Genomic DNA, 20,472 nt, shown 5'->3' with positions numbered 1-20,472 from the left:
AAGCCACAAGCTTACCGGATCGGCGGCGGCAAACAAAAATGGCACGCTGCGATATGCACAACGGTGTTACCCGCGGCATTGGGTTGTAAAAAGAAAAACGGGCATGCGATGCATGCCCGTTTTAGTCGTGCGGCAAGTCTGATTAAGATCAGAATGCGTGCATGGCACCAACGCCGACGTAGGTCAGGTTCTTGGTGGCGCCCTTGTTCTTATCGCCCGAAACTTCAGCAACCAGTGCAGTACGCTTGCTCAGGTTGTGCTTGGCACCCAGGCTGTAACGTACGAAGTCGCTGTCAGCAACCTTGACGCCATCTTTCTTCAGCTTGTCATTGATGATGGCGCCAGCGCGCAGATTGGTAGCACCCAGTTGGTAGGAAGCAGCCATCAGGAAGCTATTGCGCTTGGTGTCCTGGCCGGGAACAGACGAATCCACCTTACCTGCCTGGAAGCCCAGGGCCACGGTGAACTCATCGATTGCATAGCTGCCTGCCAACAAGAAGGCGCTGTGGTTGCCAATTTGGCTACCAGTTGTAACGGTACCACTGTCTTTGTTCTTCTGTGAGGCGTAGGCGGCACCCAGTTGCATTGGGCCAAGGACATAACGGCCGGACAACGCGGCATTGTTCGAAGCCTTGACACCCTTGGCGTTGTCTTTGTTTTCGCCAGCACCGACCATAGCCGACATGGTGAAGCCGTTGATATCCTGAGAGTCAAAGCGTACGGCGTTGTTCCAACGAGAGTCTAGAACGTTACCGCCATTAGCTTGCTTGTTTTCTTGCACAGCCAAGCCATTAGCCAAGTCGACATAGTTGTCGAACCAGTCAGCGATGTTGGTGTAAGGCGTCTTGCCACGACCCAGCGAGACCTTACCGAATTCGCTTTGCAGGCCAACCCAGCCTTCACGGGAGCCGAAGCTGCCTTCAGTAGCGTCGTCAGGACGAATCTTGGTTTCGACTTGGAAGAAAGCCTTCAAGCCGTTACCAAGGCTTTCTTGGCCTTTGATGCCAATACGCGAACCGGTGTAAGCGCTGTCTACTTTGAACTGTTTGGTGGCGCCATCATTTTTGTACAGGCCAGCGACATTCACTTGGCCGTACAACGTAATATTGTTGTCGTCTGCGAAAGACGGTGCAGAAAGTGCGCCCAGAACGGCTACAGCAATCAGGGTAGTACGCATGGTTTGATTCTCCATATTGATTTCATTCAGTGAGCCCGTCCGGGACCCAGGCGGGCGCAGTCTGGCGCGTGAGCCCCTATTCGTGCAATCTGGAAAACCCTTATATTCGGGATTGATTGGATATGTTTCGTGCTTTTTACAACAGAAATGGAAAGCACCAATACAAAAGACGGATGCTTTGAGCACCCGTCTTTTGTATTGGCAGCGCAGAGATAGAGATGTCGCCTGTAACCTAGGACTACAGCGGTAGTTTCTTACCGATGGACAAAATGAAACACAGCATTATGGGCACCTAAAGCCTTGATCGCTGCCCAGCGTTATGGGGTTGATCATGGCTCTTTCTTCATCCTGCCAGGATGAGCCCAAAAACACCTAATTTTTGCACTGTGCTTCATTTCGCCAACGATTACTATGTCAAATCAGGCGTGGATTTTTAGAAAAGGTGGCGAATTGCAACACCAAATACACGCGGGTCTTTGCCTGCGGCTGGTGGGAATTTGTTGTCGCCGGTTTCAAACTTGGCGATGCCTAAGTCTTCGTTCTTGATCTGTGCCAAGTAGCCGTACAGGGTGCTACGCTTGCTCATGGCGTAATCCACTTCGAGGGCGAGGAAGTCCACACCATCCTTGGCGTTGCTGGCAGTTTCCTTCGCTGTGGCAACCGATGCTTTCAGCGTGGTTGCCCCCATCTTGTAAGCACCGGCAAGCATGAAGACGTCGGTTTTTTTACCTGCATCATTGTCGATCTTGCTATATGCGCCACCAAAGGTGATATCTCCCATCTTCATGCCGGCAATGAGCTTGATGGCATTGAAATCTTTGCCCAGGGCAACGGCATCTTCCTTGGCGTAGTAGGCAGCGCCGACGTTCCACATACCCGCATCGTACTCGCCGGAAAATGAGTATTCCTGCTTGTTGGTGCCGCCTTTGACTTTGGCTTCATCCGGCGCGTAAGACGCCCTGACCAAGAAACCGCTCATGTTTGGGCTGTGGTATTGGATGACATTTTTCTGGCGAACGTGGGCGTTCATACCCAATCCTGCAGCAGAGGCTTTGCCATGGATAAATTGTTCCATGGCATCGCCTTGGTTCCACAACAAGCTGACGTTTCTATCCAGCGACTTGAATGGGGAATCGTAATTTCCCATCAATACGGTACCAAAGCCACCCTTCAAGCCGACGTAGCTGTTACGGGTTGCAAAGGCAGTGGCTGTGGCCTCGTCCGGTGAAATGACGGTTTCAATCTGCCAAACCGCTTTCAAGCCATTATTGAGGTCTTCCTCTCCCTTGAAGCCAATGCGTGATGCGAAGTTTTGTACAACCAGGCGATTGGTGGTGGCGTCATCATTGGACTCTATACCCATGTCGAGGCGACCATACAGGTTGACACTGCTGTCTTCCGCAAAGGCTGGCGCGGTAAGTGCACCGAATACGGCGAGGGCGATCAATTGCTTTTGCATCTTGGATTGGCTCCGTAGGTTTATTGTTGTCGCTACATCAGTTCATGACCCGTCCAATTATGGTCGGCAACAGCGCGGTTTATACGTATACGGCATGACAATCTGTTTACAAATGCTTACATGTTGCCTACTGGCAACACTGGCGTAGCAAAACCCCGTTTTTAAGCCACGTTATTGATCCCATTACCATCCTGAATTAATTAACCAATTGATTATGTATGTAAATTGGACAGGTTCTTAGAGCCTGTCTAAAGTCTCGCGAGCTAGGGCAAGATAAGGCGGAAACAGCCGAGGAAGCGGAGTTTACAAGTGGTAAATGAGCATTCCGAGGGTGTTTTCAACGCCATATTGCCGACGCACAGCAGACTTTAGACAGACTCTTAGGGAAGTTTGTCCGCAGTTAACCGTCGTAACTGTCTCGGGTCATTCGGTTGGTTGAGGACTACCATCCGATAATCCTCATCGCTAGTTCATCGAATTGCTAATGTCGTCCAGCCGCACCGAATCCTCCCGAACTGGCTTTGTCTTGCTGCTTGCCGGTTTATCCATGTTTGGCCCGTTTTCTATCGATACTTTCTTTCCGGTTTTTCCACAGATGGAACAAGCCTTTGGTATCGGTGCGATAGAGATTCAGCAAACCATCAGCGTGTATTTGTTCGCCTATGCCCTCATGTCGTTATTGCATGGGCCCTTGTCCGATGCGCTGGGTCGGCGAAGCGTGGTGTTGGGGGGCGTGGGGGTGTTTACCCTGGCCTCTGTAGGCTGTGCGTTTTCCAGCTCGTTGGGGGAGTTGTTGGTTTACCGTGCGCTACAAGGTGCTTCTGCGGGCTCGGGCATCATCGTCGGGCGCGCCATCGTGCGAGATCGTTTCCACGGTGCTGAGGCGCAGCGGGTGATGTCTCGTATTTCCATGGTGTTTGGGGTGGCCCCTGCAATTGCCCCTATGATTGGCGGCTTGATTGGCTCGCGTTTTGGCTGGGAATCAACATTCTGGTTCTTGGCGTTGTTTGCGGTGATCCTGTTTGGCAGCTCCTGGCGTTGGTTGTCCGAGACCCATCCTGTTGAGGCGCGCCTACCGCTTGATCCGCTGCCGTTGTTTGGCCGCTATATCGATATGTTGCGGGATCGCCGTTTTACCTGGCTGTGTTGTTCCGGTGCGCTTAATTTTTCAGCCTTGTTCATCTACATATCGTCCGCACCGATGTTTGTGCTGACGCATCTGCGGTTGGGTGCGACAGAATTTGGTTACTTCTTTGTCCCTGTTATTACAGGCATGATGACCGGCTCGTATCTTTCGGGCTGGCGGGCTGGGCGGCACAGTCCTGCATCGAATATTCAGCTGGCTTATCTTGTGATGCTGTTGGCCGGTATCGTGAACGTAGCCTATTGCCTGCTGGCGCCGCGTATGGACTGGTACTGGGCTTTGATTCCCATCATGATCAGCGGTGTGGGCATCACCTTGGCGTTTCCGACACTGACCCTATTGGTGCTTGATCTTTACCCAAATGAGCGCGGTACGGCTTCTTCTTTGCAGTCGTTTGTGCAGTTGATGACCAGTGCATTGGTGGCTGGCGTCCTTTCCCCCGTGTTGGCGCAACGTCCTTGGACATTGGCATTGGGGGCGGTAGGCGCAACATTGCTTGGCTTGCTGTCCTGGCATAAGGCCCGTAAAGCTGGCGTGAGTGCTGAGTTGGCGTTATAGGCAACACACTTGTTGTGTTACAGCTTTTTCAATTCTGGCCGCTATGGCGGCCTGATGCATTACGCTGTTACCGACTTGGATTGTCTGAGGCTGGTTTATCTCTCGGCTTAAGCGCAGCCAAACTGGCTTGTTGTAATTCCAGGGCGCGTATGCTCATTTGCAACATACTTACCTGCATGCCCAGCCATTGCTCGACTGTGCGCAATTCGGCAATTTTGCGGGCACATTCTTCTTCGGTCAGGGGGGGCATGAATGGTTGCATGCCTTCCATTGGTTTGAAGAATTGCTGGAAGAACGCAAATGGGTTGGTGTTGCTCGGGTCGCTCATAGGCCCTCCTCGAAGATGGCCCATTATGGCAGGGCCCCAGGCGTTCCGCGCTCTTCTGGTGTTGTATCGTCAGCGCTTCATTGTTCTTGTTGTGTTTTTTGTTCACTCCTGTTTGAGCCTGTTGGCTTTCTGGAGGGTGTTGATTGAAAGCCATTGAGCAGGTCTTTGATGGTTTGGGCGTAACCGTACCTGGAATAGTAAATTGCATAGCTGTCTCTTGATCTACGCGGTAAGCATTGTAGATAGTTGTGGCCGCGTAAAGCTGGTGGGCATGAACTCACCTGTTTCGAACACACAAAATGGAGACAACACAATGCATTTTCGCCATCTGGTGCTTTCGGCCTGTCTGGCCATCAGCCCGCCGCACACCTATGCAGCCGCCAATCCCGATCAACTGGGTGCCCGCTTCGATGCAACGCAGACCAAATTGAACTTCAAGGTATTTTCTTCACGTGCCACCCGGGTTGAGGTGTATCTCTACCGAAGCCCAAAGGGCGTTCAGGAGGTGGCGCGCATTCCTATGAATATCAGGCCAGGAAATGTTTGGAGTTTGTCACTGCCTGTCGGCACCTTAGCAAGACAATATGGTCTTACCGGTACTGTGTATTACGGCTACCGTGCATGGGGGCCTAACTGGCCCTATGCTAACGGGTGGACCAAGGGTTCCAATATTGGTTTTATCAGTGATGTGGATGCAGCGGGAAATCGCTTCAATCCGAATAAGCTTTTGAGTGACCCTTATGCGCTGGAGCTGAGTCACGACCCGGCGCCGAAGGAGTTGGCAGAAGGGGCCATCTATGCCAGTGGCCCGTTGTATAGGCACACAGATAATGGTAGTGAAGCGCCAAAAAGCATCGTGTTACGCCCTGATACACGTAGTACCGGTATGAAGCCGATCCGGGCGCTCAAGGATGATGTGATCTACGAGGCACATGTGCGTGGCCTGACGATGAACGATGACAGCATCCCGGCTGCGTATCGTGGCACCTACAAGGGTGCAGGTATGAAGGCGGCTGCGTTGGCTGGCTTGGGTATCACCGCGATTGAATTCCTACCGGTGCAGGAGACCCAGAATGACAATCACGAACTGAACCCAACCACCACCTTAGGCGACAACTACTGGGGGTACATGACCCTGAACTATTTCGCGCCCGATCGCCGCTATGCCAGTGACAAATCAGCAGGTGGGCCGACACGAGAGTTCAAGGACATGGTGAAGGTGTTTCATGATGCGGGTATCAAAGTACTGATCGATGTGGTTTACAACCATACCGGCGAAGGCGGTGCGTGGCATTTGGATGACAAAAATACCTACAACCTCTATAGCTGGCGCGGCCTGGATAACCCGACCTATTACTCCCTAAGCTCAGACAAGCAGCACAATGTCGATAACACCGGTGTAGGCGGCAACTACAATACACGTAACCTGGTGGCGCAGAACCTGATTATCGATTCCTTGGTGTATTGGCGGGATGCTATGGGAGTAGATGGCTACCGCTTCGACTTGGCACCCATATTGGGTAACAGTTGTGAGCACGGTTGCTTCAATTTCGATAAGCAAGACGCCTCTAATGCAATCAATCGTATTACCAACGAGTTACCACCGCGTCCGGGTAATGGTGGCAGTGGTATGGACTTGATTGCTGAACCCTGGGCGATTGGCGGAAATAGCTATCAGGTAGGTGGCTTTCCCAGTGCTTGGGCAGAGTGGAATGGCATGTATCGCGACACCTTGCGCAAAGACCAGAATGTTATGGGAGGTGAAGCCATCACCCCAGGGCAGTTAGCGATGCGGTTCACCGGTTCGAGCGACTTGTATCAGGACGATGGCCGTAAACCGTGGCATTCGATCAACTTCATTACCGCCCACGATGGCTTTACCCTCAAGGACTTATATAGCTGTAACAGCAAAAACAACCTGCAGTCCTGGCCGTATGGACCATCGGATGGGGGTGAAGACTTCAACTTCAGTTGGAACCAGGATGGTATTGCTGCAGACCAACGTAAGGCAGCACGTAATGCATTGGCGTTGTTGCTGCTCTCGGGTGGCACGCCCATGCTGGTAGCGGGGGATGAATACCTGCGCACCCTGAATTGCAACAACAACCCTTATAACCTTGATTCCAGAGCCAACTGGCTGAATTGGCAATGGACTACCGATCAAACCCAGTTTCGTACCTTCACCCAACGCATGATTGCGTTTCGTAAGGCGCACCCTGCGCTTCGCCCAGCCAATTTTTATTCAGCGGTGGATTTGAACGGGAATGGGATGGAACAGCTGCGTTGGTTTCGTTCTGATGGTGGTGTGGCGGACGCTGCCTATTTCGACAATGCCAATAACCATGCTATTGCTTGGCGGATTGATGGCACTGAGTTGGGGGACAGTGCTGCTGCCCTTTATGTGGCTTACAACGGTTGGCGTGATAGCGTCCCCTTTAGCCTGCCTTGGCCTGGTACGGGACGGAACTGGTACCGGGTGGCGGATAGCTGTGCTTGGGCTGAGGGAAATGATCAGGTACGCAATCCGGGCATGGAGGACCTTATTGGGGCCGAATCCACTCCTTATACTGTATGTGGCCGAGGTGTGGTGGTGTTGATCGCCAAGTAGTAGCTGGTTTGTGGTTTTGCTGCGCAGCCGTGACTCGGGCTCATGGGCTGCGCGAAAGCTTCGCGTACAAAAGCACAGTTGGTTTTTTCATTGTACCCCGCTGACGGTGACAAATCTTGAACAGGTTCTAAGTAATAAGAAGGGTTTGCTGTGCTGGTAATATAAACATGATTAACACGACACATAATCAGCATTCATAACCTACCCTGAGACTGCCAGCCGCCAATATAGCAATGCAATGTAGATAGTACGAAGTATGAATGAGTACTTTCTGCATAGAAGAACGGCTTTTTATCTTGAATGAGAAAGCGTTGCTTTCCTTCAGGTTCTGATTGGTGGATTGGTAAATAAATATGCTTATTAAAATGAATCCAGGAGGTATTGCCATGTTAGAAAAAAACATTGTGTCTATTATTGCCGCAGTCTTGACTCCAATTGTTGCTTTTGCTGCGCCAGCAGCTTACTTGGAAAAGTCAAATATTATTGGTGCAGATAATCAAGTTCATATTTATCGTGTTCCAACCAAAGATGTGAGCGGTAAGGTTGGTTATTATGATGTGGCGGTTACGCTTAGCGTTACTGATAGTGGCATGATTAATACGACCAGTTCCACTATTGTGGCAACAGCTTCCCCCACCTTTTTTGGCAATGGGTTTGTGCCAGGCAATTATAAAGATGCAGGTGGAAGTTATTCCTGTAGTGCAAGTGTAGCTATTCTTAATGCAGGCCGTATGCAAACAGCGCTATCTTGTTATAGTGGCGGTGGGCAAATGTCAGCCACTTGGGTGAGCGGCGTAATCGCGGGCCATCCGTTTGAGCTCGATTTGCGAAATGCAGGTATTGATAAAATCCCAGGCTATGAAAATTTTTCCTGGGGGAAAATAGGTACCTACAATAGTTCTACATGGTTTGGCTGTATGAATAACAGTGAAATAGTCAGTGCTGTACAAGCAGGTAATTCAATTCAAATGTCTGGATATGATTTTGGTAATTTACAGAAGTGTGGTGTTACTTTGATTAAGCAGTGACAATTCAAGCAAGTTTCAATTAATTGATAATGAGAGGGTGAATAACAAAACACCCCGCATAATGCGGGGTGTTTTGTTTGGGGCGCGGTAGGAGGCAGGCAATTAGCTTCGCTGGCCTGCTTCCACTGCCGCCAAGGCGGTCATGTTGACAATACGGCGTACCGAGGCGGTGGGCGTAAGGATATGTACTGGCTTTGCTGCCCCAAGCAGCATGGGGCCGATCGTGACACCGTCGGCTGCACTGGCCTTGAGCAGGTTGAACGCGATATTGGCGGCATCCAGCGTTGGCATGACCAGCAGATTGGCGTCGCCCTTGAGGGTCGAGTCCGGCATGATCATTTTCCGGATGGTGCCGGACAAAGCAGCATCGCCATGCATTTCGCCATCCACTTCCAGGTCCGGCGCTTGCGCACGCAGGATAGACAAGGTTTCGCGCATCTTGAGCGCAGTGGGCGAATAGACTGATCCAAAGTTGGAATGCGAGAGCAGCGCCACTTTTGGCACGATGCCAAAGTTGCGCACGCTTTGGGCTGCCATCAGGGTAACCTCGGCAAGCTGTTCGGCCGTCGGGTTCTGGTTCACATAGGTATCGGTAATGAACACGTTGCCCTTGGGCAGAATCAGCGCGTTCATAGCCCCAAATGTATGCGTACCTGCTTGCTTGCCGATGGTTTGGCAGACGAAATCGAGGTGATCCTGGTAATGGCCATAGGTGCCGCAGATCATGGCTTCGGCTTCACCGCGGCGCATCATCAATGCACCGATCAGTGTGGTCTTACGCCGTACTTCGCGTTTGGCGTATTCCTGGCTGACACCGTGACGCATGCGCAATTGGTAATACTCGGTCCAATATTCGCGGTAACGTGGGTCGTTCTCGTTGTTGACCAGCTCGAAATCCACCCCTGGTCGAATGCGCAGCCCCAGTTTTTCGATGCGCATGTCGATGACACTTGGGCGACCGATCAGAATAGGTTTGGCCAAGCCCAGGTCGACAATCTCCTGGATTGCATGCAGTACGCGTTCGTCTTCGCCTTCGGCATAGACTACGCGGGCCTTGGCTTTCTTGGCCGCGCTGAACACTGGCTTCATGAACAGATTGGACTTGTAGACGAATTGCATGAGCGATTCGTGGTAGGACGCCATATCTGCGATGGGGCGAGTGGCGACACCGGAATCCATGGCAGCCTTCGCCACTGCGGGTGCGATTTTGACGATCAGGCGTGGGTCGAAAGGCTTGGGAATGATGTAGTCAGGACCAAACTTCAGAGACTCACCGCTGTAGGCGTCGGCCACCACGTCCGATTGCTCGGCCATGGCCAGGTCGGCGATCGCGCGCACGCAGGCCAGCTTCATCTCATCGTTGATGGTCGATGCGCCAACATCGAGCGCGCCGCGGAAGATGAAGGGGAAGCACAGGACGTTGTTGACTTGGTTTGGATAGTCCGAGCGGCCGGTACAGATGATGGCATCGGGCCGTGCTTCCTTTGCCAGCGGCGGCAGAATTTCTGGCTCCGGGTTGGCTAACGCCAGAATCAATGGGTGCGACGCCATGCTGCGCACCATGTCCTGGCTGACCAGACGGGGGCCGGACAAGCCTAGGAAGATATCCGCGCCAATCATGGCGTCTTTCAATGTACGGTGCGGGGTGTCCTGGGCGTAACGTTTTTTGGATTCGTCCAGTTTGTCCCAGTCTTCGCGGGCCTTGTGTACCACGCCTTTCGAGTCGCAGGCGATAATATTGGCGGGGTTCATACCCAGTTGTACCAATAGGTTCAAGCAGGCAATCGCGGCAGCGCCTGCTCCGGATACGACGAGGCGAACCTTAGCAATGTCCTTGTCGACGATGCGCAGGCCATTGAGCACTGCCGAGGCTGTGATGATGGCGGTGCCGTGCTGGTCATCATGGAAGACGGGAATCTTCATCCGCTCGCGGCACTTCTGCTCGACGTAGAAGCACTCTGGGGCCTTGATATCCTCAAGGTTGATGCCACCAAAGGTGGGTTCCAGCGCGCAGATGATATCGACCAGTTTGTCGGGGTCGTTTTCGTCGACTTCGATATCGAACACATCGATGCCAGCAAACTTCTTGAACAGCACCCCTTTACCTTCCATGACCGGCTTGCCGGCCAAGGGGCCGATATTGCCCAGGCCTAGCACAGCAGTGCCATTTGATATGACCGCCACCAGATTGCCGCGGGCGGTGTATTTGAAGGCGTTGAGTGGGTCTTCAACAATGGCGTCGCAGGCAGCGGCAACGCCCGGTGAATAGGCTAGGGCAAGGTCCCGCTGGCTGGACAGCGGCTTGGTCGGGGCAACTTGAATCTTGCCGGGACGCGGAAACTGGTGGTAATCGAGCGCGCTTTTTCGTAGTTCTTCATCCATCTCACACTCCATACATCATCTGGGTAGGGTAGCTCGCGATTATAGGCTTGCTCTGCCGCCTCGTCCGAGTGGGAAATCCCGACGGACCGGGGCGCTAGCGGTCCGTACCTGGAGGTATGCATTACAAATGAATGAATTTAATGGAAAATCTTTGGTCTGCCTCGGTTTACCGCAGTTATTACGGCATTGGAGTATTTACCTCAATGCTTAGCTGGCCATGGGGTGGCTGTATGTTTCTGATTCCGTGAAGGAGAGATGGGGTGTGGCAAAGCAGTGCAGGCAAATGCAACCAAGTTGATGTGTATTTGTCAGTGAGGCTTGCCAAAAAACGGCTTTGTGCCTTTGTGGCATGCATTGCCAAAGCAATAGTGCCAATGGTTCCTACAGGTGTTGTCTATATGAATTGAGTGGCGGGGTAGACAGTCTGTGCGGTGAAAATTGCTTGCACAAGGGTTTACCCGGCGTGGAGACTTGCGATTCCTGCTTGTGTATGAACCTGTCTAAAAGTCTTGCGCGCTAGGGCAAGAGTAAGGCGAAAACAGCCGAGGAAGCGGCGCTTACAATGGGTAAATGCGCATTCCGAGGGCGTTTTCAACGCCATATTGTTGACGCGTAGCAGACTTTACACAGGTTCTAAGGTCAGCCGTTTTCTAGGAAAAGTGTGCTTCAATCACCCGCCAGTTGATAATGGCTGGTTTGTTTCGGAAAAGGATATTCTCGGTGCTTCAAACCTTACTAAAGACTTGGCTAAGGCTGGTCTTGCTTCTCCCCATTATTGTGCTGGCCGCTTGTGTTACTGAAAAAGCGCCATCAGGTGTGCCACAGAATTTGAAAGTGACCCCCGGGGATGGCCGCGTCACGCTTACTTGGGAGGAAGACCCAAGTTTGGTCTATTGGGTATTCAGCGCACAAAACGACAAGATTACCCCGGATAATTACAAGGACTACCCTGATAGTCGCCTGACATGGCCTGCTCGTCCTGGGGTGGTCATTTCGGGTTTGACCAACGACAAGATCTACGCTTTCACGATCAATACGACCAAGTCGGGCAGCCCATCGGGGCCTGCGGCAGAGTCGGTGGCGGCAACACCTCGTCCCTCGGGCGATAGCTGGGCCGCCGGCGCCCCGGCGGGTACGACGAATCTGAATGCATTGATCAGTGTCAATGGCACATTGGTGACGGCAGGAGATGGTGGGGCGCTCTACTCGGCCACGAAAGGTGATATTTGGAAAAAGCTTGATGCAGGTACAGGCTTTACCAATAATTTACGTGGGCTCGTCTATGACACGGTTCAGTTGATCGCGGTGGGTGAAGGGGGATTAGCGCGGATAAGCAGCAATTTCCTGACGGATACGCCCACTTGGAAAGTGACGACGACGAATACGCCGGCACAGCTCAATAGCGTCGCTTACGGCGCCTCAACCTACGTAGCCGTAGGTGCTGGTGGTGTCATTGTGTCCGGTGTGGGTGCTACCGATGCGACCACGACGCCGGCATCGGCGACGATTACCTGGACGCTGCGCACATCGGGTGTCATGGATAATCTTAACAAGGTTGTGTACCTAAATAGCCAATTCGTGGCCTTGGGTGATGCAGGCACTATTTTGACCAGCCCTGACGGTATTACTTGGACCAAGCAGGTCAGCACCACCAATGTGCCGTTGCGTGATATTGCCATGGTACTTGTTGATAAGAAGCCAAACTACCTTGCTGTAGGCGGTGCGGGAACTATTTTGCGATCAACCAACCTGATACTTTGGACTAGCGAAGCCTCGGGTACGGCGCTGGACTTAAACGCGATTGCAGTGACCGTAGGTAGTCGAACAGTGATTGCAGGGGTGAAAGGGACCATTCTGTATGGTACGGGAAGCACTACATGGACGGCCAAGACTACTGGCCTGGATCCTGATGTAACGGCGCTGGTAAGCAGCAATGGTGGCTATATTGGTGTCGGCCCCAGTGGCAGTAATGCTCATGCTTATTGATCAATCAAATGATGTGAGACAGACCCTGAATTTTCAGGGTCTATTTGCTTCCAATAGGGCCGCTAGTCAGCTTCTGTTCAGCAAGAATGAATATGATGCGGTGCGTCTGAATGCCCTGTCGGTTGTGCTGTTCAAGCTTATTTAAAGGACTATTTTATGTTAGTTAATACCTTGTCCAAAGTGTGGCTAAAGCCGCTTTTGGTTCTCCCATTCCTTGTGTTGACAGCATGCGGTAGTGAGGATGCAACCAAAACGACCCAGAATACTTTTCTGGTTACCGCTGGAGATGGCCGCGCTACAGTAACATGGAGTGAAGATTCCAAAGTTTCCTACCGCGTCTATAGCGCACGTGCTGGTCAGATTACCCCTGCGAATTACACGACATTTCCTGAAGCGAAGATTGTTTACAATGCACATTCAGGCGACGTGATTTCTGGATTGACCAACGGACAGACCTACTCATTTACTATTAACGCAAGTACGGGAGGACCTTACGGCGAAGCCGCGGTTTCGCAAGCCATCGTGCCACGTCCGGCGGGTGATAGCTGGTTTGCTGGCAAACCTGCCGGTACGCGGAATCTCAATGCATTGGTTAATGGCAACGGGACCATGGTCGCGGCGGGGGATGGTGGTGTACTTTATACATCAGCTAATGCCGGTACTTGGGGTACTTGGGATTCGGGTAATTCAAAGGACGTGAGGGGGCTGCTGTATGACGGTGCTCGTCTCGTTGCTGTGGGCGACGAGGGTACTGCGCTGATCAGCACAGACTTGGTTGCTGGCACGCCTACCTGGAAAGCCACGGTAACAGGCGTACCAAACCGGCTCAACAGCGTGGCTTACAGCGGGACGACCTATGTTGCCGTGGGCACGAATGGGATGCTTCTGTCGGGCGTGGCAGGTACTGATAAAACGATAGTCTGGACCCAGCAAAATTCTGGTGCCACGGTCAACCTCAATAAGGTCGCATTTCTTAACAATCAGTTTGTTGCCTTGGGAAATGGCGGGTTTATCCTGACCAGTCCGGATGCTATCACTTGGACTGTGCAAAACAGTACTGTTCGGACCGTGCTGAACGATATTGCCCAGGTTACGCTGAATGGGGCGAACACCTATGTGGTGGTGGGGAATGGCGGTACCATTTTGCGATCGGCAGACCTGATTACCTGGACTGCTGATGCAATCACTACGCCAGCTAACTTGAATACCGTCGCTGTCGGCAGCCGGGTGATGATTGGTGGTGATAGTGGCACGATCCTGTACGGTAACGGCAATGGCGCCTGGACGTTGAAATCCACCGGCAATAGCAGCGATGTGAAAGCCTTGGCGAATACCAGTAGCGGTGGGTATGTCGCAGTGGGTGCACTGGGCAGCAATGCTTACGCATATTGAAATGTGCAGGTAGTTGCAAGCAAACAAAAGGCCCCAGCAATTGGGGCTTTTTGTTTGATGGCATTCTGTAATGTGAATGCCTACATATTCGGATAGTTCGGCCCACCCCCACCTTCGGGTACCACCCAGTTGATATTCTGGCTTGGGTCTTTGATGTCACAGGTCTTGCAATGCACACAGTTCTGCGCGTTGATCTGCAAGCGGGGTTGGTTTTCTTCTACGCTCACGAATTCGTACACACCGGCGGGGCAGAAGCGTTGCTCGGGGCCAGAGTACACCGCCCAGTTTAATTTCACTGGTACGCTGATATTACGCAGTGTCAGATGACTAGGTTGGTCTTCTTCGTGGTTGGTGTTGGAGATGAATACCGAACTGAGCTTGTCAAAGCTGATCTTGCCATCTGGCTTTGGGTAGTTAATCGGATTGCACTCGTCAGCAGGTTTCAGGCATTCATGGTCGGCCTTGCTGTGGTGGAAGGTCCAAGGTAGGCGGATACCCAGCGAATGGCACCACATATCAAAACCGCCATAGACCGTGCCCGCCCATAGGCCGAACTTGGATAACGCCGGTTTGATATTGCGCACCTTGTCCAGGTCTTCCCATACCCATGACTTGCGCAAGGCTGTTGCATAGCTTGTCAGTTCATCATGGCCAGCGCGGCCGGCAGCTATTGCTTCGAAAGCGGCATCGGCGGCCAACATGCCGCTTTTCATTGCATTGTGGGTGCCCTTGATGCGCGGTACGTTCACAAAGCCTGCCGAGCAACCGATGAGTGCACCACCAGGAAAGACAAGCTTCGGAATGGATTGCTGGCCCCCTTCGTTGATGGCGCGGGCACCATAGGCAATACGTTTGCCGTTCTCGAAAGTGTCGCGAATGGCCGTGTGGGTCTTAAAGCGCTGGAATTCGTCGTAGGGGCTCAGATACGGATTTTCGTAGTTCAGATGCACCACGAAGCCGACGACTACCTGATTATCGTCAAGGTGATACAGGAACGAACCGCCACCCGTATTGGCATCAAGAGGCCAGCCTTGCGAGTGCATCACAAGACCAGGCTGATGCTGCTTCGGGTCAACTTTCCACAGCTCTTTGATGCCGATACCGAATTTCTGCGGGTCTACGCCCTCACGTAGATTGAACCTGGCTTGGATTTCCTTGGCGAGTGAACCACGTACCCCTTCGCCAATCAGGGTGTACTTGGCATGCAGCTCCATACCGCGCGCGTATTCGGGTTTGTGGCTGCCATCCTTGGCGACGCCCATGTCGCCTGTTGCCACTCCTCTTACCGACCCATCATCGTGATAAAGCACTTCAGCGGCGGCAAAGCCCGGGTAGATTTCCACACCCAGCGCTTCAGCTTGGGTTGCCAGCCAACGGCAGACATTTCCGAGGCTGACAATGTAGTTGCCGTGATTGTTCATCAATGGCGGTAGCAGAAAATTGGGAATACGGTGGCTATCGTCCGCTTCCAGAATCAGAAATTTGTCTTCGGTGACTGGCACATTCAAGGGTGCGCCACGTTCTTTCCAATCTGGGAACAGCTCGTTCATGGCGATGGGGTCGATGACTGCGCCCGACAAGATATGGGCGCCGACTTCCGAACCCTTTTCCAATACGCAGACACTAATTTCGCTACCCTTTTGGGCTGCCATTTGCTTGAGGCGAATCGCAGCGGAGAGGCCTGCGGGGCCGGCTCCGACGATCACCACGTCGTATTCCATGAATTCGCGTTCCACGGGGTTGTTCCTCGCTATTGTTGTTTGGCGCGGGTGCGCCTCGGGAAGAAAAATCGCCTAATGATGCGGGAGGGGCAAGATGGCGTCAAAAAATCAAGCGCTTGCTTTATTTTCGGCCTCTATAAAGGCGATCGGCCTGGGCCAATTCTTCCAGGGTATGTCGCCAGTCTTGCCCCATTGCTCGCGCAGCGGCCAATACCTGCTCGCGGCTTGGATCAGGTCGTTTGCCGGCACGGTACGCCATCATGACTTGCCAGCGCCAGTCCGGCAGGTCTTGTACGGGTAGGGGTACAAGTCGGCCTTCCAACAGATCGTCGAGCATTGCAATGGCGGGTGCAAAGACGACAAAACCGTGCCGCAGAGCCAGTTCGCGAGCAGTAGTTGCGGGCTGGTTGGTATGAATAGGCAGGGGTGCCCGCCGATATTGGCGCAATAGCCTTACCAGCGCTTCTACATCTGGGCCCCACCATTGTGGAGAAATGCGTTCTGCGGCCAATGCCGCCAGTGTCGTGGTGGTGGTCTGCGCCAAGGGGTGTGTAGCCGCAACCAACGCCTGGATAGGAGATTCGGCCAACACCTCAAGTTGGATGCCATTGATCGTGGGGCGGTTCAATACAAAAGCGACTTTTAGCCGGCCGCTGAGTACCCGTTCCATCAGTTCTGGCGAGTGATCGGTATGGCAAAACAATTCAAGCGGAGCCTCGGCCAATGCAGCAATCAGCGGGCTGAATACCAGCGAGGCAAGTGAAGGCGGGCAACCCACACGTGCCTCAGGCAGGGCCGGTGAGCCCAGGATATGTCGCCGGCCGTTGTCTAGCTCGGCCAATGCGCGTTTCACCGACTCCAGATAGATAAGGCATGCAGGTGTGGCGACAGCGCCACGCCGATGGCGTTGAAAGAGCGACGCACCGAGCGAGGCTTCCAACTGGGCGATGCGCTGGCTTACCTGGGGCTGCGACCAACCACGCGCCGCCGCGGCTTGGCTGAAGCTGCCACGCTCGGCCACTTCGCACAGCAGCTCAAGGTCGCCAGTCGATAGAGACATAATGATTACTTATAAAAACTATAAGCCATCATCGTATTCCTGAATGTCTTAGGAGCCTAGACAATGTGTGGGTCCTTTAGTAACCACGTGTGGAAGTGCCATGGCTTATCCAGTACATCTTGCCGAACGCGAGACCGACCGTCTTTATCTGCGTGCACCGACGGCGGCTGATCTTGCCGCAGTATTTGAGATCTATGGCGACCCAGCTACCCATCGCTATAACCCTGCGGGCCCGCTGACGAGCCGTGACGCTGCTGGCCACATGCTGTGGCGTTGGCAATTGCATTGGGCGCAGCATGGTTTTGGCATGTGGGTGGTATGCAAGCGGGGCGAGCCTGAAACTGTACTGGGATTTGGAGGGCTTTCCTGGCGTCCTTATGGGGGTGTAGAGCGGCTTAACCTAGGGTTTCGCCTGCGTACTGCTACCTGGGGGCAGGGCATTGCCTCGGAACTCGGGCGGGCAGCGTTGGACTTGGCCTTCGGGCAGTTGGAAGAGTCGGCGGTATATGCCTTGGTCCGGCCAGAGAACACGCCCTCACGCAAGGTGCTCGCCAAGTTGGGGCTACAGGAAGTTGATAGCCTGAGTGATCTTCCCTGGTTGCCAGCCAGCCTAGTGTGTTGCATCCACCCGGAAGCGCAACAACTCGTGCCAGGTAAGCCGCAGGGGAGGTTGAATAGCGGTCTTTCCACACCGGTAAGCCGTGTTGGCCGGCACACCGCTACCCGCAGCAAACAGCGGGTGATACAGATGGCTTGTTTTGACAGCTGAACTGGCCCCTTCTGCACCACCCCAGATTTAGGGGGTTATTGGGTTTAAGCTGGGCCGGCGTACCCCCCTGATTAGCGAGTAGTTTGTCCCGGTCTCGTCGAGATGCTTGCTGTAACACATGGTGGGGTACTGTACTCTGTGGCAGCATTGGTCGTCGATTGCGCGGGCCACGGGCAGCCAGCCTTGCCAAGTCGTAATATAGATAGAGTCCGAGACTAGAGCTTGTTTGGACGGGTCTTACTTGGATACCCGATTCATCGGATCAAGTGGGTAAGGCATAGCCGTATTACTGATGGAGATAGGCACCCCCTTCGCCACGGATGATGCCGCACCCACCTTGACGGCGCAACGTGCCACCTTCATCTCATCATATTTTAGTGTTCCCAGACTTTGACCGTACTTTAGACCTGCATATGGGTCTGCCAAACGTGCTCAATCTGCGAGGTCAATCCCTGACCATGCTGGGTACGAAACAGTCAACAAAGCCAGTCTGTGTGACTTGCGAAATCAGTGCTGTCTCATCTTTACACCCTCCCTTATTTATGTTTTTTTTAGAAAATTATCTGTTTGTCATATTATGACATTAAGTTTATTAACTGAAAGCCGTACTGCGTTCAAAACGCACTCGGAATGCTAGCACCGCTTTCTCCCTTGTTTTCAACTTGTCCGTCCCTAGCCGAAAGTTTGGGAGGAGAGCCCTAGAAGCTGCTTATTAAAAAGATTCCAAACGAAACAAGATTTACCCAGAAAATTTCAACTCCAAATAGGTTTGAATGGTGGTGAGGTATTTTGCGTGGTTTGTGATGTATTGCAGTGAAGCGTAGGTGTTTTAGAGATGCCTCCTTAAAGCATGCTTAGATTGTATTTTAGAAGCGTTGCTAATAATAAGTGAGGTTAACTAACTTTAGCTAAGGTGACGTAATGACTACCATAGTCAAGCAGTACCAATTGACTCCTCTATTTCTAGTGATGGGTGCTTTATTTTTTTCAGCACAAGCCGATGTTGGCATTCCTAATAAGAATAATTCATTAGTTTCATCTGTGAAAAAATCACAGGACTATGAGAGTTATGAGCGGAGTTTAGAAAAAGCTAAACAACAGAAGAGAGTCCAAAAAAGGAATATCGCAGCAGACTCTGTTGGTAAGGGATGTAGTTTGGAAGGAATAGCGGCATTAAGCGGTGATAGCTTAATAAAGGAAATAAAATCCTTTAGCTGTTATCAGGATTTTTGGTACCCTAATGGTTATGGGTAGTCATTATTTGAAGAGACAAAAGTGAGCGCTGTTGCCGAGGAGTTAGTGCGATTAACGAATAACTATGAAGATACATATAAGACGGAGGAACTTGTTGCTATTCTAGGATATATTGATGCGACCTATAAATACCGATTTGATAGTGATGACAAATATCAATATGGCTATGCAGTAAAGCAGAGAATTAAACAAGGGCTTGAATTGCTATTAAACAATCGGGCCAGTAGAATGCCTGAGTATGACAATCAACACAAGCTTAAATTGGTCTATGACATAATATACCACTCCGCAGACTATTCGAATTATTTACCAATATTAAAGACCAAGTTATCAGAAATAAGAGGTGATTTTTTTAAAGATGACGAGTCGCTTGCGGCCATCCGTTCCATGTTTAATACTTGGAAGGAAATCACTAGGATTGACCCTGATGACATCTATATACAAAACAAGCCAAAATATGTGATTGATGCAAATAAGAAAGTTGCGGAGGATACATCTTACATTACTGCATTTAAGTATTTCTATGACAATAATACCTCGCTGATGAGTACTAAGTATGAAGAGGTACTTATGGATGCCGTGGTAAGTTTGGCCGGTGGATTAAATCATGAGCAGTTGAGATCGAAAATCAGGCCGCAGATAAAGGAGGTTTTAAGGGGGCTGGATATCAATAGCCGTGGAAGTAGTGTGTATGTTGCTGCAGTTGGGGCGTTAAGTAGTTATGATGTGGATAAAAAAACGAGAAAGAATAATTGTACTGAATATGACACGTGTAACATAAAAGAGCGTTGGGTAGAGCAATATATGCCTTCAAAAAAGTCTTGCTCGCCCTACATAAAAATAATAGCTCAGCCAGAGATTTCAGCAGAGCGGTTGGAAGAAGCATGTCGTTTGGTGCTGGCAGAAGAGAAATTATTTATTTATTCCTTGTTTGGCGTGAGTCCGGACAAAGCCTTTATGGCTAGTGGTACTAAAGAAAAGCCAAAATTTGATAGCGGCTTAGAGATGATCCTCTTTAAAACCAAAGCAATGGGATGGACCCCACCTCAACTAACCGGCATCAAAGTGCCAAACTGGTAGTTCCAGCCACCAGTCAACGTTAAAGAGGAGTCCACCATGAAGATTATTCGAGTTGGCGTCGATATTGCAAAGTCGGTTTTTCAGGTTCATGCGGTGGATCATGACGAGAAACCAGTGTGGCGGCGCAAATTATCTCGCGACACCTGGATCAAAGAACTTTGCGAAAAGGTTGAGCCTGGCCGCGTGATCGCCATGGAGGCGTGTGGCGGTGCCCATCATTGGGCAAGAACCCTGGAAGCTAAGGGCTATACAGTTCGCCTGATGGCACCACAGTTCGTTAAACCCTACGTCAGAATGACGCCAACGATGCCGAGGCCATCTGTGAGGCGGTATCTCGCAAGAACATGCGGTTTGTATCGGTCAAAAGCGTCGAGCAGCAAGACATTCAAGCGGTGCACCGCATACGTGCAGAACTGATCAGTGCTCGCACAGCCAAGGCCTGTCAGATTCGAGGGCTCATTGCCGAGTATGGATTAGTCGCCCCCAAGGAGTTGGCTAATCTGCGTATTGCCATTCCGCAATGGCT

At 51.8% G+C, this 20,472-nt stretch carries 14 protein-coding genes and 2 pseudogenes; 10 read left to right on the top strand and 6 right to left on the bottom strand.

The features are described from left to right. Nucleotides 1-148: 148 nt before the first annotated feature. Together CSQ89_RS08215 and CSQ89_RS08210 are read right to left on the bottom strand one after the other, a co-directional pair. Entirely contained in the window at nucleotides 149-1,177 is a 1,029-nt protein-coding gene (locus CSQ89_RS08215; RefSeq protein WP_158228942.1) for a porin, read from the bottom strand. A 433-nt stretch (nucleotides 1,178-1,610) separates the two neighbouring features. Continuing rightward, nucleotides 1,611-2,636, bottom strand: coding sequence for a porin (locus CSQ89_RS08210; protein WP_099405686.1), 1,026 nt, complete (start codon nucleotides 2,634-2,636; stop codon nucleotides 1,611-1,613). A gap of 484 nt (nucleotides 2,637-3,120) precedes the next feature. Between CSQ89_RS08210 and CSQ89_RS08205 the strand changes: the two genes are divergently transcribed. Next, on the top strand, nucleotides 3,121-4,338 hold the full coding sequence (locus tag CSQ89_RS08205; RefSeq protein WP_099405685.1) for a multidrug effflux MFS transporter: 1,218 nt from the start codon (nucleotides 3,121-3,123) through the stop codon (nucleotides 4,336-4,338). Nucleotides 4,339-4,405: 67 nt separating this feature from the next. Here the strand turns inward: CSQ89_RS08205 and CSQ89_RS08200 are convergent, their stop codons facing one another. Further along, nucleotides 4,406-4,666 carry a PhaM family polyhydroxyalkanoate granule multifunctional regulatory protein gene (locus CSQ89_RS08200; protein ID WP_099405684.1) on the bottom strand — a complete coding sequence of 87 codons (261 nt, stop codon included), beginning with the start codon at nucleotides 4,664-4,666 and terminating at the stop codon, nucleotides 4,406-4,408. 313 nt (nucleotides 4,667-4,979) lie between these two features. On the opposite strand from CSQ89_RS08200, the gene CSQ89_RS08195 reads away from it, so the two are divergent. Further along, a complete protein-coding gene (locus CSQ89_RS08195) occupies nucleotides 4,980-7,274 on the top strand; it encodes a glycogen debranching protein (protein ID WP_099405683.1) in 2,295 nt (764 codons plus the stop codon). 353 nt (nucleotides 7,275-7,627) lie between these two features. Next, entirely contained in the window at nucleotides 7,628-8,302 is a 675-nt protein-coding gene (locus CSQ89_RS08190) for a hypothetical protein (protein WP_139023125.1), read from the top strand. A gap of 102 nt (nucleotides 8,303-8,404) precedes the next feature. Here the strand turns inward: CSQ89_RS08190 and CSQ89_RS08185 are convergent, their stop codons facing one another. Beyond that, nucleotides 8,405-10,684, bottom strand: coding sequence for an NADP-dependent malic enzyme (locus tag CSQ89_RS08185; RefSeq protein WP_099405681.1), 2,280 nt, complete (start codon nucleotides 10,682-10,684; stop codon nucleotides 8,405-8,407). A gap of 720 nt (nucleotides 10,685-11,404) precedes the next feature. On the opposite strand from CSQ89_RS08185, the gene CSQ89_RS08180 reads away from it, so the two are divergent. Then, complete coding sequence (locus tag CSQ89_RS08180) at nucleotides 11,405-12,670, top strand: hypothetical protein (protein WP_139023126.1); 1,266 nt, start codon at nucleotides 11,405-11,407, stop codon at nucleotides 12,668-12,670. Between the two features lie 156 nt (nucleotides 12,671-12,826). Beyond that, nucleotides 12,827-14,062, top strand: coding sequence for a hypothetical protein (locus CSQ89_RS08175; RefSeq protein WP_099405679.1), 1,236 nt, complete (start codon nucleotides 12,827-12,829; stop codon nucleotides 14,060-14,062). Nucleotides 14,063-14,142: 80 nt separating this feature from the next. Here CSQ89_RS08175 and CSQ89_RS08170 read toward each other — a convergent pair whose 3' ends face one another. Together CSQ89_RS08170 and CSQ89_RS08165 are read right to left on the bottom strand one after the other, a co-directional pair. Continuing rightward, nucleotides 14,143-15,783: an electron transfer flavoprotein-ubiquinone oxidoreductase gene (locus CSQ89_RS08170; protein ID WP_186293385.1), complete on the bottom strand. Its 1,641-nt coding sequence runs from the start codon at nucleotides 15,781-15,783 to the stop codon at nucleotides 14,143-14,145. Between the two features lie 121 nt (nucleotides 15,784-15,904). Beyond that, nucleotides 15,905-16,843, bottom strand: coding sequence for a LysR family transcriptional regulator (locus tag CSQ89_RS08165; RefSeq protein WP_099405677.1), 939 nt, complete (start codon nucleotides 16,841-16,843; stop codon nucleotides 15,905-15,907). 100 nt (nucleotides 16,844-16,943) lie between these two features. On the opposite strand from CSQ89_RS08165, the gene CSQ89_RS08160 reads away from it, so the two are divergent. The 5 genes and pseudogenes from CSQ89_RS08160 to CSQ89_RS08145 form a co-directional block, all read left to right on the top strand. Then, nucleotides 16,944-17,612: a GNAT family N-acetyltransferase gene (locus tag CSQ89_RS08160; protein WP_099405676.1), complete on the top strand. Its 669-nt coding sequence runs from the start codon at nucleotides 16,944-16,946 to the stop codon at nucleotides 17,610-17,612. A 921-nt stretch (nucleotides 17,613-18,533) separates the two neighbouring features. After that, nucleotides 18,534-18,866 (top strand): hypothetical protein, encoded by a 333-nt coding sequence (locus CSQ89_RS08155; protein WP_099405675.1) that lies wholly within the window; start codon nucleotides 18,534-18,536, stop codon nucleotides 18,864-18,866. A 15-nt stretch (nucleotides 18,867-18,881) separates the two neighbouring features. Then, nucleotides 18,882-19,265, top strand: a pseudogene (locus CSQ89_RS23495) (M9 family metallopeptidase N-terminal domain-containing protein); the annotation flags it as partial. After that, a complete protein-coding gene (locus CSQ89_RS23490) occupies nucleotides 19,254-19,946 on the top strand; it encodes a collagenase (RefSeq protein ID WP_308418131.1) in 693 nt (230 codons plus the stop codon). The pseudogene CSQ89_RS23495 and the gene CSQ89_RS23490, both read left to right, overlap by 12 nt. A 36-nt stretch (nucleotides 19,947-19,982) precedes the next feature. Further along, nucleotides 19,983-20,472: pseudogene (locus tag CSQ89_RS08145) on the top strand (IS110 family transposase); the annotation flags it as partial.

Source organism: Chitinimonas sp. BJB300, assembly GCF_002735695.1.
GTDB lineage: Bacteria > Pseudomonadota > Gammaproteobacteria > Burkholderiales > Chitinimonadaceae > Chitinimonas.
Note: the sequence above shows the minus strand (reverse complement) of the source record. Positions and strands in the feature narration are given on the sequence as shown.

Bases quoted from the DNA above. Each gene is read 5' to 3' on its own strand.
- CSQ89_RS08215 (WP_158228942.1), bottom strand. From the start codon at position 1,177: ATGCGTACTACCCTGATTGCTGTAGCCGTTCTGGGCGCACTTTCTGCA.
- CSQ89_RS08210 (WP_099405686.1), bottom strand. From the start codon at position 2,636: ATGCAAAAGCAATTGATCGCCCTCGCCGTATTCGGTGCACTTACCGCG.
- CSQ89_RS08205 (WP_099405685.1), top strand. From the start codon at position 3,121: ATGTCGTCCAGCCGCACCGAATCCTCCCGAACTGGCTTTGTCTTGCTG.
- CSQ89_RS08200 (WP_099405684.1), bottom strand. From the start codon at position 4,666: ATGAGCGACCCGAGCAACACCAACCCATTTGCGTTCTTCCAGCAATTC.
- CSQ89_RS08195 (WP_099405683.1), top strand. From the start codon at position 4,980: ATGCATTTTCGCCATCTGGTGCTTTCGGCCTGTCTGGCCATCAGCCCG.
- CSQ89_RS08190 (WP_139023125.1), top strand. From the start codon at position 7,628: ATGCTTATTAAAATGAATCCAGGAGGTATTGCCATGTTAGAAAAAAAC.
- CSQ89_RS08185 (WP_099405681.1), bottom strand. From the start codon at position 10,684: ATGGATGAAGAACTACGAAAAAGCGCGCTCGATTACCACCAGTTTCCG.
- CSQ89_RS08175 (WP_099405679.1), top strand. From the start codon at position 12,827: ATGTTAGTTAATACCTTGTCCAAAGTGTGGCTAAAGCCGCTTTTGGTT.
- CSQ89_RS08170 (WP_186293385.1), bottom strand. From the start codon at position 15,783: ATGGAATACGACGTGGTGATCGTCGGAGCCGGCCCCGCAGGCCTCTCC.
- CSQ89_RS08165 (WP_099405677.1), bottom strand. From the start codon at position 16,843: ATGTCTCTATCGACTGGCGACCTTGAGCTGCTGTGCGAAGTGGCCGAG.
- CSQ89_RS08160 (WP_099405676.1), top strand. From the start codon at position 16,944: ATGGCTTATCCAGTACATCTTGCCGAACGCGAGACCGACCGTCTTTAT.
- CSQ89_RS08155 (WP_099405675.1), top strand. From the start codon at position 18,534: ATGACTACCATAGTCAAGCAGTACCAATTGACTCCTCTATTTCTAGTG.
- CSQ89_RS23490 (WP_308418131.1), top strand. From the start codon at position 19,254: ATGTTTAATACTTGGAAGGAAATCACTAGGATTGACCCTGATGACATC.